At 45.3% G+C, this 16,892-nt stretch carries 16 protein-coding genes and 1 pseudogene; 5 read left to right on the top strand and 12 right to left on the bottom strand.

Translation table 11 applies throughout. From position 1 onward, the window contains the following. Positions 1-17 precede the first annotated feature (17 nt). The 4 genes from Cabys_RS10245 to Cabys_RS10260 all read left to right on the top strand — a co-directional run bounded on the left by Cabys_RS10245 (position 18) and on the right by Cabys_RS10260 (position 4,375). Positions 18-878 carry an aspartate/glutamate racemase family protein gene (locus Cabys_RS10245; protein ID WP_169313660.1) on the top strand — a complete coding sequence of 287 codons (861 nt, stop codon included), beginning with the start codon at positions 18-20 and terminating at the stop codon, positions 876-878. Between the two features lie 319 nt (positions 879-1,197). Then, positions 1,198-1,614 (top strand): nucleoside-diphosphate kinase, encoded by a 417-nt coding sequence (gene ndk / locus Cabys_RS10250; RefSeq protein ID WP_006930299.1) that lies wholly within the window; start codon positions 1,198-1,200, stop codon positions 1,612-1,614. Between the two features lie 11 nt (positions 1,615-1,625). Beyond that, positions 1,626-3,539, top strand: a complete 1,914-nt coding sequence (selB, locus tag Cabys_RS10255) for a selenocysteine-specific translation elongation factor (RefSeq protein WP_006930300.1) — start codon at positions 1,626-1,628, stop codon at positions 3,537-3,539. Then, on the top strand, positions 3,536-4,375 hold the full coding sequence (locus tag Cabys_RS10260) for a carbohydrate ABC transporter permease (protein ID WP_150109310.1): 840 nt from the start codon (positions 3,536-3,538) through the stop codon (positions 4,373-4,375). The genes selB and Cabys_RS10260 overlap by 4 nt, the downstream gene beginning before the upstream one ends. 256 nt (positions 4,376-4,631) lie before the next feature. Here Cabys_RS10260 and Cabys_RS20430 read toward each other — a convergent pair whose 3' ends face one another. From Cabys_RS20430 to Cabys_RS20060, 11 genes and pseudogenes are all read right to left on the bottom strand, one after another. Beyond that, positions 4,632-5,360 (bottom strand): peroxiredoxin, encoded by a 729-nt coding sequence (locus Cabys_RS20430; RefSeq protein ID WP_006930302.1) that lies wholly within the window; start codon positions 5,358-5,360, stop codon positions 4,632-4,634. 307 nt (positions 5,361-5,667) lie between these two features. Then, positions 5,668-6,921, bottom strand: coding sequence for a multiheme c-type cytochrome (locus Cabys_RS10270; protein WP_006930303.1), 1,254 nt, complete (start codon positions 6,919-6,921; stop codon positions 5,668-5,670). A 56-nt stretch (positions 6,922-6,977) separates the two neighbouring features. Continuing rightward, the gene (locus tag Cabys_RS10275; RefSeq protein WP_006930304.1) at positions 6,978-7,334 is read right to left on the bottom strand and encodes a hypothetical protein; all 357 of its coding nucleotides are present in this window, start codon (positions 7,332-7,334) and stop codon (positions 6,978-6,980) included. Positions 7,335-7,338: 4 nt separating this feature from the next. Continuing rightward, entirely contained in the window at positions 7,339-8,952 is a 1,614-nt protein-coding gene (locus tag Cabys_RS10280; protein WP_006930305.1) for a PepSY-associated TM helix domain-containing protein, read from the bottom strand. Next, on the bottom strand, positions 8,949-9,446 hold the full coding sequence (locus Cabys_RS10285) for a hemerythrin domain-containing protein (RefSeq protein ID WP_006930306.1): 498 nt from the start codon (positions 9,444-9,446) through the stop codon (positions 8,949-8,951). Before Cabys_RS10285 ends, Cabys_RS10280 begins: the two co-directional genes overlap by 4 nt. A gap of 14 nt (positions 9,447-9,460) precedes the next feature. After that, the gene (locus tag Cabys_RS10290) at positions 9,461-9,994 is read right to left on the bottom strand and encodes a DUF1858 domain-containing protein (RefSeq protein ID WP_006930308.1); all 534 of its coding nucleotides are present in this window, start codon (positions 9,992-9,994) and stop codon (positions 9,461-9,463) included. A gap of 18 nt (positions 9,995-10,012) precedes the next feature. Next, positions 10,013-11,251 carry a DUF438 domain-containing protein gene (locus tag Cabys_RS10295; RefSeq protein WP_006930310.1) on the bottom strand — a complete coding sequence of 413 codons (1,239 nt, stop codon included), beginning with the start codon at positions 11,249-11,251 and terminating at the stop codon, positions 10,013-10,015. Between the two features lie 50 nt (positions 11,252-11,301). Further along, positions 11,302-11,715, bottom strand: a complete 414-nt coding sequence (locus tag Cabys_RS10300) for an RrF2 family transcriptional regulator (protein ID WP_006930311.1) — start codon at positions 11,713-11,715, stop codon at positions 11,302-11,304. Positions 11,716-12,209: 494 nt separating this feature from the next. Next, positions 12,210-13,040, bottom strand: a complete 831-nt coding sequence (locus tag Cabys_RS10305; RefSeq protein WP_335647878.1) for a tetratricopeptide repeat protein — start codon at positions 13,038-13,040, stop codon at positions 12,210-12,212. Next, positions 13,038-13,217: pseudogene (locus Cabys_RS20655) on the bottom strand (thioredoxin domain-containing protein); the annotation flags it as partial. The pseudogene Cabys_RS20655 and the gene Cabys_RS10305, both read right to left, overlap by 3 nt. Before the next feature lie 12 nt (positions 13,218-13,229). Then, a complete protein-coding gene (locus tag Cabys_RS20060) occupies positions 13,230-13,382 on the bottom strand; it encodes a hypothetical protein (RefSeq protein ID WP_169313661.1) in 153 nt (50 codons plus the stop codon). 225 nt (positions 13,383-13,607) lie between these two features. Between Cabys_RS20060 and Cabys_RS10310 the strand changes: the two genes are divergently transcribed. Then, positions 13,608-14,609: a fatty acid desaturase gene (locus tag Cabys_RS10310; protein ID WP_006930313.1), complete on the top strand. Its 1,002-nt coding sequence runs from the start codon at positions 13,608-13,610 to the stop codon at positions 14,607-14,609. Between the two features lie 104 nt (positions 14,610-14,713). On the opposite strand, the gene Cabys_RS10315 is transcribed toward Cabys_RS10310, so the two are convergent. Next, positions 14,714-16,873, bottom strand: coding sequence for a heavy metal translocating P-type ATPase (locus tag Cabys_RS10315; protein ID WP_006930315.1), 2,160 nt, complete (start codon positions 16,871-16,873; stop codon positions 14,714-14,716). Between the last annotated feature and the right edge of the window lie 19 nt (positions 16,874-16,892).

The raw sequence follows: 16,892 nt of genomic DNA on the forward strand, positions 1-16,892 counted from the left end.
ACTCCGGACTGGGCGGAATGGATGTTGCCGCCCGTTTTTTTGCGGCGTTGCGTTCAATGGAAGCCAGGCCAAACGTTGATCTCCTTTTCGTCAACGCCTTGCCCGAGGCTCAAAAAGGCTACAATAAAATGTCCGATAAGGCCGAGAAAATACGTGTGTTTAATCAGGTACTTCACAGCATCCAGAAACATTTTGCACCACACATCATAGCCATTGCCTGCAACACGCTGTCGGTTATTGTCTCAGAGACCGATTTCTACAAACAATATGCTCAACGGATTATGAATATTGTTGAAATATTTGCCGCTGATTTTTTAAACAAGATGAAAAATATCAAAAACACATCGGCCATCATTTTTGCCACAGAAACGACTATAAAAAATGCCAATTATCAAAACCTATTGTTCCGGGCAGGATTTCAAAATGATCACGTCATCCCTATTTCGTGCTACAAACTTGCATCAGAAATAGAGCTTGATTCTCAAAGTCGCAATACTTCTATGTTAGTAAAAAAATATGTCGCACAGGCTGTTGCCCAGGCTATTTATCCAAACAATAAATTTGTTGTGATATTGGGCTGCACGCATTATGGTTACGTCCGCCATCTATTTGCAAGATATTTTTCTGAAATAGGGCTTAATAACATCGAGTTTTTTAATCCCAACCGGTCACTGGTGGAAGCCCTGCTAAAAAAAATCGCTGCTGTGCAACAAGAGCACGCCGCTCCTCTTCAGCGCGACCACCATACTTTCCGGGTGATTTCGAAAGCTCAAATATTACCGTCCGAGGTTAAATCGATTGCCACGCTTATTGAGCCCATCTCCGCTGAGGCGGCCGCTGCTCTCCGACAATATGAGTTTAAAAAGGATCTGTTTTAGAAAGCGGGAAAACGGATGTAGCTTGCCAGCAATCAAAGCAATTTCTGTAGGTTTTTAAGCAACCTTATAGAACACAGAGAAGTCACATAGGGTTTAAAATTAGAAATCCCATAATGGCCCTCACACCCTGCACCCCGCCTGGGCTGGAATCGGAATAACGGCCGACGACCATTCAACCATTCAACCATTCAACCATTCAACTAATCAACTATTCAACTAATCAACCAATTAACTATTCTCCTACCCCTTTACTCCCCCATTCTTTTTTTAGCAGAGTTTCATTTTTATGCTTAATTTTATCCCGAAAGGAGAAAACGTGATGAACAAAACTCTGGCAATTATTAAACCCGACGGGGTGGCTAATGGCCTGATCGGCGAAATCATCAAACGCATTGAACAGGAAGGTCTTAAGATCATCGGCATGCGCATGACGCAGCTCGACCGGCGGCAGGCCGAAGGCTTCTATTACGTCCATCGTTCCAGGCCCTTTTTCCACAGTCTGATCGAATACATGACTTCCGGGCCGGTGGTGTTGATGGTTCTCAAAGGCCCCAACGCCATCGATCGCTGGCGCACATTAATGGGCGCGACCGATCCCCGCAAGGCAGATCCGGGCACCATTCGCGCCGAAATGGGATTGAACATCGAGCGCAATGTGGTGCATGGATCCGATTCTGGCGATTCCGCCATGTATGAAATCAATTATTTTTTTAAAGGAAGCGATTTAGTCGAATAAAAGGAAAAGGCATGAAAAGACACATCATCATCGGCACGGCCGGACACATCGATCACGGCAAAACAGCCTTAATCAAAGCCTTGACCGATATCGATACCGATGTTTTAAAAGAAGAAAAGGAGCGCGGTATCACCATCGAGCTGGGCTTTGCTTACTGGAAAGACAACATTACCATCATCGACGTTCCCGGTCATGAGCGTTTTGTAAAAACCATGGTGGCCGGCGTGAGCACGGTTGATCTTTTTCTGCTGGTCATCGCCGCCGATGACGGCATCATGCCCCAGACCAGAGAGCATTTAGACATCCTTAAATTTTTTGGCGTTAAAAACGGGCTGGTGGCGCTGAATAAAATTGATCTGGTAGATGATGAATGGCGCGAATTAATATTGCTGGAAATAGAAGAATTTTTGCGCGCCAACGGCTACGACAACACGCCTATCATTCCGGTTTCCGCCGTCACCGGACAGGGCGTGGATGAATTAAGAAACATACTCACTCAAAAAATAGAACAATGCGCCGAACGCGCCAGCACGCGGCCCTTTCGCCTGAACGTTGACCGCAGCTTCAGCGTGCATGGTTCGGGCACGGTGGTTACCGGTACGGTTTTATCCGACGCCATCAGTGTTGACGACAATGTGGTTATCCTTCCGGAAGGCAGGCTCAGTAAAATACGCGGCATTCAGGTTCATCAAAAAGACGTAACCAGCGCGCTGGTCGGACAACGGGCGGCCATCAATTTGAGCAATGTTTCCAGAGAAGAAGTGGAGCGCGGCAAAACGTTAACGCGTCCGAATACACTGGAGCCGGTTCGGGAATTTCTGGCCGTTCTTCACACCTCGTCGCAAATTCCCATGAAAATCAAAAAACATCAGGAAGTGCGCGTCTATCTGGGTACGGCCGAAATACTGGGCCGTATTGCCTGGTTCGAAGAGAACCCCAGCCTGGAGGCGGAACAGACCTACCATGTGCGCATCCGTCTGGAAGAAGCCGGTGTTTGCGCGCCCGGCGATGCGGTGCTGATTCGCACCACTTCTCCATTTTTCACCATTGCCGGCGGACGCGTTCTTTTCCTCAATCCTCCGCCCATGGGCAGAATGCGCCACCGCTGGCAGGAAATATTTAAAACCTTACGTAACGGTCAGCTTAAAGAGCGGATTAAAATCTTTTTTGAATATCAGGGATTTAGCGCCGTGAATTTGTCCAATCTTGCCACACAATTTTTTGAAAAAAAGGAAACTCTTGAAAGCGCGCTGACGGCCTTAATAAAAGAGAATTTTTTGCTTTCCATTGAACAGCAGAACGAAAAGCATTTTGTGGCCATTCCAGCTCTGGACGAAGCGCAGGATCGCCTGCTGTCGGCCATTCATTCCCGTTTAACGAATAGCAGTAAAGCGCTAAACGGTTTCAATAAAAGCGAGCTTAAATCCATGTTAAAACCGCCCTGCGCCAATGATCTGTTTTTCGATCGTTTGCTGCAGCGTATGGTCAACCGCAAGGCGCTGGTAGCCATCGACGATTTGTATCTCACGCCGGAGCTGGCCAATATGGAAGCCAGGCAGAAGCAGGCCGCAAAAGCCCTGGAGGTCATTTGTGATGCCGGCTTTCAGGCATTGACCTTCCAGCAAATTGCAGAGGCGCTGAGCCTAGCGCCAGACGCCCTAAAACCCTTGCTTTCCAATCTGGTCAAACAGGGTAAAATTCACTCGCTGGCCGGCAGCTACTATCTGCACGATGAATTCTTGCAAAAAATTTTGGCTTATTTAAAAAAGTCCTTTGCCGAAAAAAGAGAACTGGATATTGCCAGTTTTAAAAATTTCACCGGATTGACTCGCAAGGTGCTCATTCCGCTGCTGGAATATCTGGATCAAAAACAGTTTACCATAAGGCAGGGAGATGTACGCATTAAGGGGCCCATGCTCAATTGAAAACAATAATCTTTAAAAAATATTTGAAAAATTTGTCGTTAATGTTTTTAACCTTTTGTGCTATTTGCTGGCTGACCGCGCCCTATCTCTGGCAAATCATCACTTCCCTGAAGCCGACGGCCGAACTGTCCCAACTGCCGCCTTTTTTCCCTTCCAGGATCGACTGGAGTCACTACCGCGTTGTGTTAAGCAGCAGCGATTTTCAACGTTTTATTTTAAACAGTTTGATCGTAGCCTCGCTGACCAGCCTGCTGGCCTTTGCCGCCGGCTCTTTAACCTCTTTTGCCACCGCTTTTTTTAATTTCAGAAAAAAGGCGCTGCTTTTGAGTTCCATTCTGGCCATTTCCATGTATCCGCCCATCGCCATCGTCAGTCCGCTGTTTTTAATGATCAAAGCGGCTAATCTGCGCGATACGTACTGGGCGCTGATCTTACCATACAGCTCGTTCGCCCTGCCTTTTATGGTATGGACGCTGCACAATTTTTTCAAACAGGTGCCGGCAGAGATTTTAGAAGCCGCGCGCCTGGATGGTTGCACCAATTTCCAGCTTTATCGCCGCGTTGTGCTTCCCCTTTCCCGTCCGGCTATTTTTACCACCAGCATTCTGGTCTTTATCTTTGCCTGGAATGAATTCGTCTTTGCCCTCACCTTTACGGCCACGCCCAAATCGCAGACCATTCCCGTGGGCATTGCCCTCTTTCCCGGCATTTACGAAATTCCCTGGGGCGACATTGCCGCGGCCAGTATTGTGGTCACCCTGCCGCTGATTCTGCTGGTCTTTATCTTTGAAAAACAGATTATCTCCGGCCTGACGGCTGGATCGGTTAAATATTGAATAAATATCAACCAATATAAGGTTTAAATAATTACTCCGTTTTAATGGGTAGATAGACCTCTGTTCAAATTCTTTTGCACTCGTAAAAGCAGATACTTTAGCATGGGAGGACTTTTATCAAAGCCTGTTAAAACAAAAATAACCCCGGATGTTCATGCAACCGGGGTTATTTATCATGATTCGAAACCTAAGAAGAAAGACGGTAAAATACGATTTCTAATTTAACCGTTCTAAACTGCTTATTCAAAGGTTTCGACTAATACTTTCCGATGTAATCTTTTCCCGTACCAATTAGTTTGTCGCCTGGTTTCCAGCCGGCAGGCGCCGCTTTACCAGGATTTTTAGCCACTTCTTGCATGGCCTTAATCTGCCTGATTAACTCATCCACATTGCGGCCAACCGGGCCGGTAAGCACTTCCACCGCCATGATAATTCCATCCGGATTGATGATAAACCGCCCGCGCTGATTCAAACCGGACTTTTCCTGCCACACGCCATAAGCTCTGGAAACAGCGCCGCTGGGATCACCGCAAATCGGATATTCAACATTTTTGACGGTTGGGGAAGTTTTTTTCCACATCCAGTGCGTAAAATGAGTGTCTGTACTGATGGCAATAACTTCTACATTTAATTTTTTTAATTCATCGTACTTAGCTGCAACTGCAGCCAATTCGGTAGGTCAGACAAAGGTGAAAGCAGCGGGGAAAAAGCACAAAATGCGCCATTTACCCTGATAGTCCGAAAGTTTAACGGTTTTAATTTCATTCCCGACAACGCCCGTTAATTCAAAATCAATAGCGCGCTGCCCAGGTAACGGGATGGGATTGACCTTTAACGCGCTCTCCTTTACCACGTCCTTTTTTACGGTTACAGTGGCTTTTTCATCTGGCGACTGCCCACACGGGCCTAAAACCTGCGCCTTGCTTTGAAAGGGAATCATAAGAATGCCCATCAGTAGAAAGGCGACAAACAACACCTTACTCATTTTGGTTCCTCCATTTTTGGGTACATGTTAGAAAAATACATTCATTTGATGAAGTTTAATTCTAAAAGGTACAAAAAGTTCAAAATTATTTTTTTCAGAGAATATCTGCGCAATTTGCGTAAAAAAATTAATTGCGGCTCGCTGCCTTGGTTAATGGATGGAATCTTACCTATAAAACACCGCGCAGGTTGTTCTGAAAATTGCTTTAAGAGTTGTTTAAGGATTTTCCGTTAAACTACAAAATTAAAAGTCGGCGGCCTCAACAACCGCCGACTGCAAAGAATTTTCTTAAAATGTTTTAAAGATTCTATTTTTGGGAATGTCTGGCGCGTAATTCTTTGGCTTTTTCTTTGATTTCCGTTAAATCGCGCACCATTTCACTCCAGCCGTACCACAATGAGTAGTCCGGATTGTTATGGAATGCGCCCTGGAATAAACGCATACGATGTTTAAGGTGCATTTCGAACAGAGTCTGTTCGATTGTGGTTGGCGCGTCATGGAAGGTTAACAGATCCGGGAAATTGCTGGCATAGCCTTCAGGTTTTTCGAGGATTCCGTCTTTGTACAAATCGGCTACAATGCGGATGGCTTCGGCCAGCAGTTTATCGCCTTCGCGAATCAGGTTGTCGCCTTTTTCCAGCTCGGCTTTGGCAAAGTTTTCGGAATGGCACTGGGAGCAAACTTTGATCATCTTATTCCGTTCTTTATCAAAGGCTTCTTTGCTCAAACGGGCAACATCCGCTTTGGCCACCACATCCAGTCTGGCGGTTGGCTTACCTTCCGGGCTTAATACGCCCAGCGCCTGCAGAATGGTTACGCGGTCTTTCCACCACTCTTCATCTTCGCCAGGGTAAGGCCCAAGCCCATCGGTACGAACCGCTAAAAAGCCCCAGGCCGTGCGCACTTCATGATTGCCTTCGGCCATGTGACAGGTTTGACAGGTCGGCGCAGAAGCAGATTCATCAATTTGTCCGGTTTGTTTTAATAAGGCACGAACGCCATGTTTGGATGAGGAATACATTTCCCATTGCGGATGATCGAAGCCCATGTGGCAGGTCTGGCAAGCCTGAGGCTGCTGGGCTTCTTTTTTAGAAAATGTGTGACGCGTATGACAGGCATCGCACGAGGCCACTCCAAAGCCGGCGCCCTCTTTTTTCAACTGTCTGATCTCTTCTTCCGTTTTAATACCCAGTTTATGACAGCCGCCGCAACCTTTCATTCCTTCCGTAAGGGTCATCGGTTGATAGTGGATGGAAGGCATAGCCTTCATCGCCGCCCAGGCCAGGGCATGTTTGCCCTTTTTAAATTGCGTTACCTGATCTTCGTGGCAGTTGGCGCAGGTTTCGGGAGTGGGAATATCCACATTGGCCACATCGCTGGCCGAGCTGTGTCCGTCACCGTGACAGGTGGCGCAACCGACCTCGTTTTTCGAGTGTTTACTGATTTCCCAGTCGGTTACAATACCAGGCGTAATATTCTGGTGACAGGTTACACACGTCTGCTCGGCAAATGCCAGTGTAAAGCCGAATAACAGCAGAAAAATTGAGTAGGTAATTCTCATAACACCTCCAATTTTGGTTTAACAATAACTCGTTTTATCAAAAAAATTTTGGTTTTTCAATCCCCCTTTCCTGTTTCTGATTTATTCTTAAAATAGGCCTGAATCTTGTCATTTTGCCACCAGAAAATCACAAATACAAAAAACAGAATAACCAGTCCCATGATGATTAATAAGCGAATATAAGGAAGATCCATTGCAAGTCGAAAACGAATAAACATGGCAGTAACACGCAGCCACTCTCCAATCGCCAGCAAAAGCAATACCTGCCACAGTCCAGGCACCCATGCCCGACGAATGAATAACGTTCCTAACAGCAAAACAACCGCCAATGCCGGGTAAAGTCCCTGAAATCGCATTACATGGGCAGCAAATAATAAGTCAGCAAAAATCATCGGCAAAAATCGCAAAAACATTACCTTACACCTCCACCATTTTCTTCTGTCGATTAAAATTTTTTGATAATAAGTTGTTGGGCCGGGCAACCAACAGCGTTCTTTTTTTTCTGAACTTTCTAAAGGCCCAGTCGTACAGCCCACTAAAGGAAATTAAGAGGAACAGGATAGAACCCAGCGGGATAATCAGAATGTACAAACTACCTACCACGGATTTAAAAATTCTGCCATTGTGTAATTCGAACATAAAGTTCCACAAACTTAAAGAATTGATGTCAATCATGGACTCCGGCACGCGCCAAATATTTACGACTTTTCCCTCCATGTTACATATTCCCTGCTCATGGGCTGTAATCCATTCCGAGCCGTCATTTAGCTGGAAGTAGCCGGTGACCATTATGTCGGCAGGTCGAACGGTGGATACATTGTTTGGAATCTGGCCGGTGATTAGATCAACCGCCTGATCGGTTTGCGGATTGTAATCAAAAATACCGTTAAAAGAGGCGATGCGATAATGGCCATTGGGTAAACATTCAAAGTAGGTTGGCCCCATTACAAAGATGGGTACGTTCAAATTAATCTTTTTGAATTCCTGGCGCAGGTCGCCTGGCCCTGCCCACAATCCCTCGCTGGTGGCGATAATAAGCCGATCGCGAAAGGGATCATAAAGCGCATTCTGAATTTTACGTTCCCAGGGATTCTGGCTCAATTTACCGGGGTAATAAGTGGCGGGCACATCTTTCTCTGCAATGGCCGCCAGAAAAGGCGGTCGCATAAAAAGCCCGGTACTACCCAACAAAATGAAGAACACCACAACCAGCGCGCCTATTTTGATGTGCCACTTATTCCAGCTTCGCAGGCGTGCGATCGTCCGGGTTTTAAACGTTGAATTGGCCCGTTTTCGATTGCGCCAGGGAGAGAACCAGACGTAAAAGCCGGTTACACTGGCAAAGATAATCACCAAACCGATAAAATCCATTAACAGCTTACCGGCAAGCCCCCACGCCTTACCGTCATGGATATCAAAAAACAGTTGAACCATGGTCACGCTTTTTTCTGTTTCTTCTCGCAAGGGGGTTGCTATGGAAAATTGTAGCGCGCTTTTTGTTAAATCCGCTCTAAAAACATTGGATTCGCCAAATACCAGCAGGGTGTCGTCTATTTTCAGGATTTTCTTCAATTTTTCCGGTTTTCCTGGTAATTCAATTTTTTGCCAGTTTAGACGGCTGAGCGACGCCATGAATAAACCGCCATCCGTGGCGGCGATTAACAGTGAATCATTTCCATGTGTAAGAAAGATCATGTGGTTGGTCTTTTTATAATAATCGGCCTGCGGAAAACCCTGCCCCACGTAATGCACTTTCCGCGCATCATCAACCTGCCATACGCCTTTTTTCCCATAAATAAACATGTCCGTATCATTAACGTGAACCGCGCCGATAATACTGCTTCGGTTCCAGTTTTTGATGTGATAATGGGAAGGAACAAGCCACGAAGGAACGTTAAAGCCGGCAAACACCTCCGGATGGTTTAAAATGATCCCGGAGATACTCATCCAGATCAAAAACGGAATCAAAATTAAACCAAACACTTTGTGAATCCATCGTGACTTGATATATATTAAATTCTTAAATTTCATTGCTCCGATCCATTTTTTCTTTTCCAAAATTCATTTGGCCAGCTTAAATCAATCGGTTTATGAACCTCGTGTAATTTTCCGCCTAATTGTTTCGCTTCAACCCTGGTAAGCATCTTTTCAAACGCCGGAAATAATTCTCTTTCTTCAAAACGAATATGCGTCTTTAATTTCTCGGAAAATTGCTGGATGAGGTTCCGTATTTCCTGCTCGGATTTCATCTTGTTCAATTTTTTCATCATCTCAGCAAATATTTGATGATCGCCCTGCATCTGTTGTAAATAATCCTTTAAGTCCCTGAGATATTCAGGAACCATCAAATATTTTTCTTCCAGGTCAATATGAATCAGAAGCGCGGTTTGCCAGACGTGCAAAAGATATCGTTTTATCTCTTCCACGGACGCGTCAAATTGCATGCCCTGCTCCAGCCGAAAGACCAGAACAAGGCCGTTATGATGCTCCCACGATAAGGTTTCAAGGGCGTAACTGCGCTTCATTCTTTCTCCGATACCTATTTTCCGATATAGGTTAAATGTGAATCAGGTTTCCCTTCTTCTACCTGATGATGAACACGATAACCGGCCTCAACCATCTTTTCGATTAATGGAATGGGTTTAAAATTAGTCTTTAACAAAATATACTGTCCGGCCGGCAGCGTATTCATGGTTTGCATTACATCGCTTAAGGGATGCACGCCACGGTTGAGCATTTCCACGCCATCAATAACTTTGGCTGGCTGACCGTTAATCCATTCCGGCGCATCGTTTACTGCAGGCGCTTCGGCCATGGCGCTCTCTTCTTCATTCGGCGCGATAGGTTCCTGCCCCACTTCGGTGCGTAAAATGTTTACCAGATGATAAACATCCACTCCACCAACCTGGGCCACTTTTTCTAACGTGGCAATTTTTAAAACGGTTTTGCGTAAAATCGGATTGCTCAGATTTTTGTAGACCGGCGAAACCGTTTTTATGATATCTTCCAATTGAGGATAAGCTTCAAACACTTCCCCCAATTTAACATGACGATTTATATCCAAAACATTCATAATGACTCCCTTTTAAAATTATTCTTCATCGTACTGCAACAAACGACGTTCCCCCTCAAGGGCGCGTAAGTCGGTCAGGTCTTGCGTGACTTCCAGTGTTCCCAGATACGTTCCCTGATCATTCCTTATGGCATAATAAGAGATGTAGATGAAACGACCGCCAAAATTGATCCAGAAGCGCGCCACATCCTGTTTTCCTTCTTTAAAATCTTTAATTATCTGGTTGACAATATTTACGCTTTTGGGAGGATGGCAGTACTGCACTTTGCGGCCCAGAATGGTGCGCGAGCGGTCGAAAATACGATCTTTTCCAGGACTGAAATAGCGTACGGTATCTTCCGCGTCAACAAATGTTAAATCTACCGGAAGCGTTTTGAAGATGTTTATCAATTGTTCAAGCGTAAAGCTGCCGGTGGGTAAATGAATTTTATCGTCGCTGGCTTTGATCTTTTCTACATTCTCAACCAGTCCGCCTTCCGGAACCCATTCAAATTCAGGGTAATAAAGACAAAAACCGATTTCCGGACTTTGCAAGTAGATATCGTACCAGTCCTGCTCGGTTAACAAGTCCATTGCCGTGGGAAAGAGAATTTTTTCTTCCTTGTAAATCATCTCTTCCACGGATTCGATGGCTGGTTCAATGGCCAGCCGGGCAAAAGCGATCATTTCCTTTTGAGAAATGTTTTCTGCCTCATTTAAGGCCTGGATAACCGATTTTAAATAGCTGCGCGTTTCATCATGTTTGGTCCACATTACGGTGGAAGGACCGTGCAAGTTGTTCTTTTCGAAGAAAGGAAAGAGCAAGTTTTCTTTACGACGATAGTGTTTATCCACATCCATCAATTCATTGAGTAAAAAACGAATCTTCATTAATACATCCGCGCTCTCTTCTTCGGATACTTTTTCCAGCTCGGCGATCTTCTTTCTGATGTGCGCCGTTCGCTGCAATAACGCCTGGTTTTCCTGCAAAAAGGTGTGCAGCGGATGACCGGGAACGGCATCTGGCGTTTCGGTTAGGTCCAGATGCTTTTTGAGCACTTTGGTGTGCACGTCGCACAGCTTGGTGATGCTCTCCCGGGAGATACCCTCTTCCATTAACTGAATTTCCATTAAAAAAACATCGGAATAATCGGCTTCTTGCAATACACTTTCCAGTTGCCTTCTAACCTTCTCCTCATCTCTTCCTTCATGGAGTTGACGAATCAAGTTTTTCATAACCTCGATTCGTTCCTGTCTATTGTTGATTAATTCGCTCATCTTTTTTCTCCAAATTTCTATTTATTCGTAGCATTTTTATTTAAAAATTTTTAAATCTTGTGCGTGGCAAATTTTTCCAGATCTGCTAGCGTGGTATTGTACAAAAATTCTTTTAATTCACTCTGGATTTTAGACCAGAAATGATGCATGGGACAGGGATTATCATTCGAACAATTGGGAAATCCAAGAATGCAACGATCGTAGTCTTCCAGCCCTTCAACCACGCCGACCACTTCGTACAGGTAAATTTTCTCTAATTCCCGCCCCAGTTGATAGCCGCCGTGTTTACCCTGCAGCACCTGCACCAGTCCGGCCTGAGCCAGCTTACTCATCAGACGCCCCAGGTATTTATATGGAATGCCAAGCTCTTTGTGCAATACATTTACCGAAAAACGCTGATCCTTGTTTACCGCCAGATACGTCATTACCCTAATGGCATGTTCTGTTGTTTTTTGTAGCCTCATACTCTATCTCCTACCTTTCGGTAGTAAATTAAAGTTTATTTTTTCACAATGCAAGTTTTTCGGTATCTTTTTCAGTAAATTTCGGCAAAAACAGCGTTTTATTTAGCGCTGTCTTCTCGATTTCGCTTCGCTGCTGATTATAAGTAGCGTCTTACCTCCCCTTTTTTAAAAGGTTAGTGATTTTTTGTTTTCAAACATCCACCGTACCCCGGTTGTTTGGTTGATTAGTTGAATGGTTGAATAGTTAGTCTGTCATTTCAAATCTGTTTCTGCAAATGTGGTGAATTCCTACCTTGGAAATAATATTCCACGCTCAGCCTGCCCCACTGCCAGACTTTTATTCTGGGAGTGGTGAATCGAGGCGGCGAGGGCTATTGAAACTATTTTTAACATTCTTTGTGCCCTTTGTGACTTCTCTGTGCGCCCTGTGGTTGTTTAAATTCCTGCGAAGATGTTTTTGGTTGCGGCTGTGCTGCTTTGGAGAATTACCGTGATCATATTAGGCCAGCCCTCTGCCTGAATTTCTCCAGATTTCGCTTAAAGAGTTTATCCTTTGGATTTAATTCAATGGCTTTCTCTTCCGCTTTAATGGCTTCCTGGTGTTTGCCCTGCAGACTGAGGATTTCGGCCAGCGTATCCAGAATATTGGCCTTATCCAGCGGATCGTCTGCCAGCTCCAGCGCTTTTTTCGCCAGCGCCGCCGCTTCATCCAGATTTATCTTATTTTCAAAGCACCACCAGGCAAAAGAATTCAATTGATCCGGATTCTCCTGCCAGCCGGGCGGCATGGCAGCCTTCTTTTTTTCGACGGCTTTTTTTGCGTCTTTTTCCACATAAAGGCAATGCAAAAGCTCAACTTCTTTTTTACTACGTTCACGCAAAAGATCTGGCGTTCGATTGATCATTTGAGTCAGTTTTGTAAGATAGCTCAGCAATTCCCTATCATCAGGCGATTTTGCTAAGAGGCGCGACATGTTAAACAAGATTTGCGCCCGGCTTTTTTCGTCCTTTAAACCCGCCATTAAATGATCGGCGGCAGCTTTAACCGAATCAAGCGGAAATTGATCGGAGCGGTATCCAGAATAAACAATCCGAAAAATCTGTCTATCCAGCTCCACATCTGGCTTTTGGGCAAAATTTTTAGCTTTTTTCAAATAATCATAAGCGGTTATCAGCTCGTTCCGGGCAAAATAATAATCGGCCAGAATTCTGGCCAGCTCGGCATCAGGTTTTCGGGCAAATCGTTCTTCTTTAACTGAGATGGGATTGAGGTCGGAGAGAGCAAGGGCCATTTTCTGGGAAAAATATTGTTTTCCATATCCCATAAAAACAAACAGAGGTTCTTCACTGGCATTGACCAGATAGAATGTCGGATAGCCCCTGATATTGTATTTTTTCGCTAACTCAACGCCTTCGCCCTTTTCACAATCGACCTGCAGTAAAACCACATTGCTTAAAATTTTTCGGATTTCGCTGTCTTCTTTCGCTGCACGAGCGAATTGCTTACAGCTCGGTCACCAGTCCGTCATAAAATCGATTAAAAGCGGTCGGTTCAATTTTTTAGCCAGTTGCAACGCTTCGCTCAACGTTTGAGCATTCATGGGCTCAGGCTCGCGCGTGGCGCATGCTAAAAAGAATATCAAAAACAACCAGAGCGCTTTTTTCATTTTTCCTCCATAAAATCGTAAACCAACTTCTATCCAATAAAAGTAAACGATGTTCTTTTTATTTTCCAGATTCTGAAATATTTTTCATTTTTATCAAGCCCATTAAAGTGCGGCGAATAATAATTCCCTTTTTCGGTTTTTACATTTCTTTTACAATATTCCAGAATAATTTATTTCTATTTTATGTTTTGAGTTATGCATTTAATTTAAAATTGGAGAAATTCTATGAAGAATACCTTGACACTCAAGCAAATCAATCAACAGTTGGCGCCATTTGCCCAGCCTTCGACCAAAAAGTCCCTGTGGGAATTGTTCGTCACTTTAACTTCCTATCTGGGTTTGTGGACGCTGATGGTTTATTTATTAAAGCAAAATGTTTCGTATGTTTACATTTTGCCTTTGACCGTACTGGGCGGCCTGTTTATGGTGCGCACCTTTATCATTTTTCATGACGCCTGTCATGGTTCGTTTTGTAAAACGCGCACTGCTAACAAATGGATTGGCAGAATTACCGGTCTTTTAACTTTTACGCCGTTTGAAGAATGGCGTCAGGCGCACAACATGCACCACGCTTCTTCCGGCGATCTGGATCGGCGCGGCGTTGGGGACGTGTGGACCATGACCGTTGACGAATACAAACAGGCTTCAAAACTGAAACGTCTGGCCTATCGTCTTTATCGCCATCCGCTGGTCATGTTTGGCCTGGGGCCTTTTTTCCTCTTTCTGGTTTCTAATCGCCTGCCGGGCAAAGACTCTAAAAAGGAAGCCAGAAGGGGCGTATGGTTGACCAATCTGGCCGCGGTAATTATGGTAACCGGCATTAGCTTACTGATCGGATTCAAAACCTATCTGATGATTCAGATACCTGTGATGTTTGTCGGCGGGCTAGCTGGCATCTGGCTTTTTTATGTTCAGCATCAATTTGAAAACACTTACTGGAGCCATAACGATGAATGGAATGTAGTAGAAGCCTCCATTAAAGGCAGTTCCTACTATCAATTACCAGCCATTTTACACTGGTTCTCCGGCAATATTGGCTACCACCATATTCACCACTTACGATCCGGCATTCCCTTTTACAATCTGCCGGCCTGTCAAAAACAGATTGATCTTTTTAGAGAGGTTGAACCGTTAACCATTTCTAAAAGTCTTAAAAGCGTTAAGCTCCATTTGTGGGATGAGCGACAGAAGAAATTGATCGGCTTTAAAGATTTGAAAGCCGCATAACCAAAAAGGGGCTGTTCCAATCGGAACAGCCCCTTTTTTAATTGAATGGGTTTATGGTAGGATTGATATATGGAGGCGTCTATTCTTGCAAAACTTCCCGTTCCTTACTTGATCTTCAGCATTCTGGCATTGATGGCTACCACAATGGTGCTTAAGGACATCAGCACAGCGCCCATGGCCGGACTGAGGATAATTCCTGAAGAATATAGTACGCCTGCCGCCAGCGGAATGGCGAAGGCATTGTAACCGGTTGCCCAGGCCAGGTTCTGAATCATTTTTCTGTAAGTGGCCTTGGCCAGGCTGATAATAGCCACCACATCAAGGGGATTGCTGTTTACCAGAACCACGTCTGCTGTTTCAACGGCAACGTCCGTTCCGGCGCCGATGGCAATACCCACATCGGCAGTGGCCAGCGCCGGCGCATCATTTACGCCGTCGCCTGTCATGGCAACGATGAGTCCCTGTGCCTGCACTTCTTTAACTTTTAAGGCCTTTTGATCCGGCAGCACTTCGGCAAAATATTGATCCAGGCCCAATTCTTCACTGACCCAACGCGCCACCTGTTTATTATCGCCGGTTAGCATCATGGTTTTGATACCCATTTTCTTTAAAGAACGGATGGCTTCAAAAGATTCCGGTCTAATTTCGTCGGCCAGGGCAATCGCTCCATGAAGCCTGTCATTAATCAAAACAAAAACGACTGTTTTGCCCTGCTCAAACAATTCCGAAACGGTATCATTATTAATCGTAATATTTTCTTGTTTAAGATAGCCAGGACTGACAACCATTACTTTTCGACCGTCAACCATGCCGTAGGCGCCTTTGCCCGGAATGGCTTTAAAATCCTGAACCGGTAATTTTTTAGCTGCCTTATTGCTGATTGCTTTGGCAATGGGATGTTCTGAATGGCTTTCCACGCTGCCGGCTAAATCAACCAATTCATCTATTTGAATACTTTCATCAAATACGACCACGTCGGTAACGCCAAACTCGCCTTTTGTTAAGGTGCCGGTTTTATCAAAAATGATAGCTTGCAGATTGCGCGCCCGTTCGAAGGCAGCGCGATTGCGAATCAATAATCCGCGAGACGCAGAGATAGCGGTCGAAACAGCCACCACCAGAGGCACGGCCAATCCCAGCGCATGGGGGCAGGTAATGACCATCACCGTAACCGTTCGCTCAAGCGCAAACGACAAATCCTGATGCATGATCACCATCCAGACAAAGAAGGTTAATCCGCCGGCAAAAATGGCGATGAGCGTTAGCCAGAAGGCGGCTCGATTAGCCAGGTCCTGCGTTTTAGACTTACTTTCCTGTGCCTCTTTTACCAGGTCGATCACCTGCGACAGGAACGAATCTTTGCCGGTACGGTGCACTTCGATAACCAGAGAACCTTCTCCGTTGATCGAACCGCCAATAACCTTGTCCGCTTCACCTTTATAAACAGGCTTGGACTCTCCGGTCAACATCGATTCGTTCACCGAGCTTTCTCCGCTGATCACCACGCCGTCGGCGGGGATTTTTTCACCGGGTTTGACCAGCACACGATCGCCCTTAATCAATTCATTCAAAGGCACGTCAATCACTTTATCTTCGCCGACCAGTTTGTGCGCTTCGGAGGGCATCAATTTGGCCAGTTCTTCCAGAGCTTTAGAAGCGCCCATCACCGATTTCATTTCAATCCAGTGGCCTAAAAGCATAATGTCAATTAAAGTAGCCAGCTCCCAGAAGAATATCTTTCCGGCCAACCCAAAAACCACCATCGCGCTGTAAAAATAGGCAACGGTTATGGCTAATGAGATCAGCGTCATCATTCCCGGGATCTTCTTCCGTAATTCCTGCACCATGCCTTTTAAAAAGGGCCAGCCGCCATAAAAATAAATAGCCGAGGCCAGTACAAAACTCACCACTAAATCGCCCGTAAAGCGCAGCGAGAATCCCAAAAATTTCTGAATCATCGGTGACAGTAGTAGAACCGGAACGGTTAAGGCCAGACTGATCCAGAAGCGTTTTCGAAAATCCGCCACCATCATTTGGTGATGATCGTGATGATCGTGTTTTTGCCCCCTGGCGGCGTGGTCGTGCTCGTGCCCTGCACTTTGGGTATGGCCAGCGTGATCACCTTCATCAGATTGGTGCACGTGGTGATGTTGGTCGGTATGTTTTGATGCATGTTCAGAGTGTTCATGCTCACTGTGATGATGTCCATGTTCATCCGCATCATGCTTCATGCCGTTTTCGTCGTGATGTTTTTTATTATTCATCGGTTCCCCCTTTCATTTA

It is taken from the genome of Caldithrix abyssi DSM 13497, assembly GCF_001886815.1.
Taxonomy (GTDB): domain Bacteria; phylum Calditrichota; class Calditrichia; order Calditrichales; family Calditrichaceae; genus Caldithrix; species Caldithrix abyssi.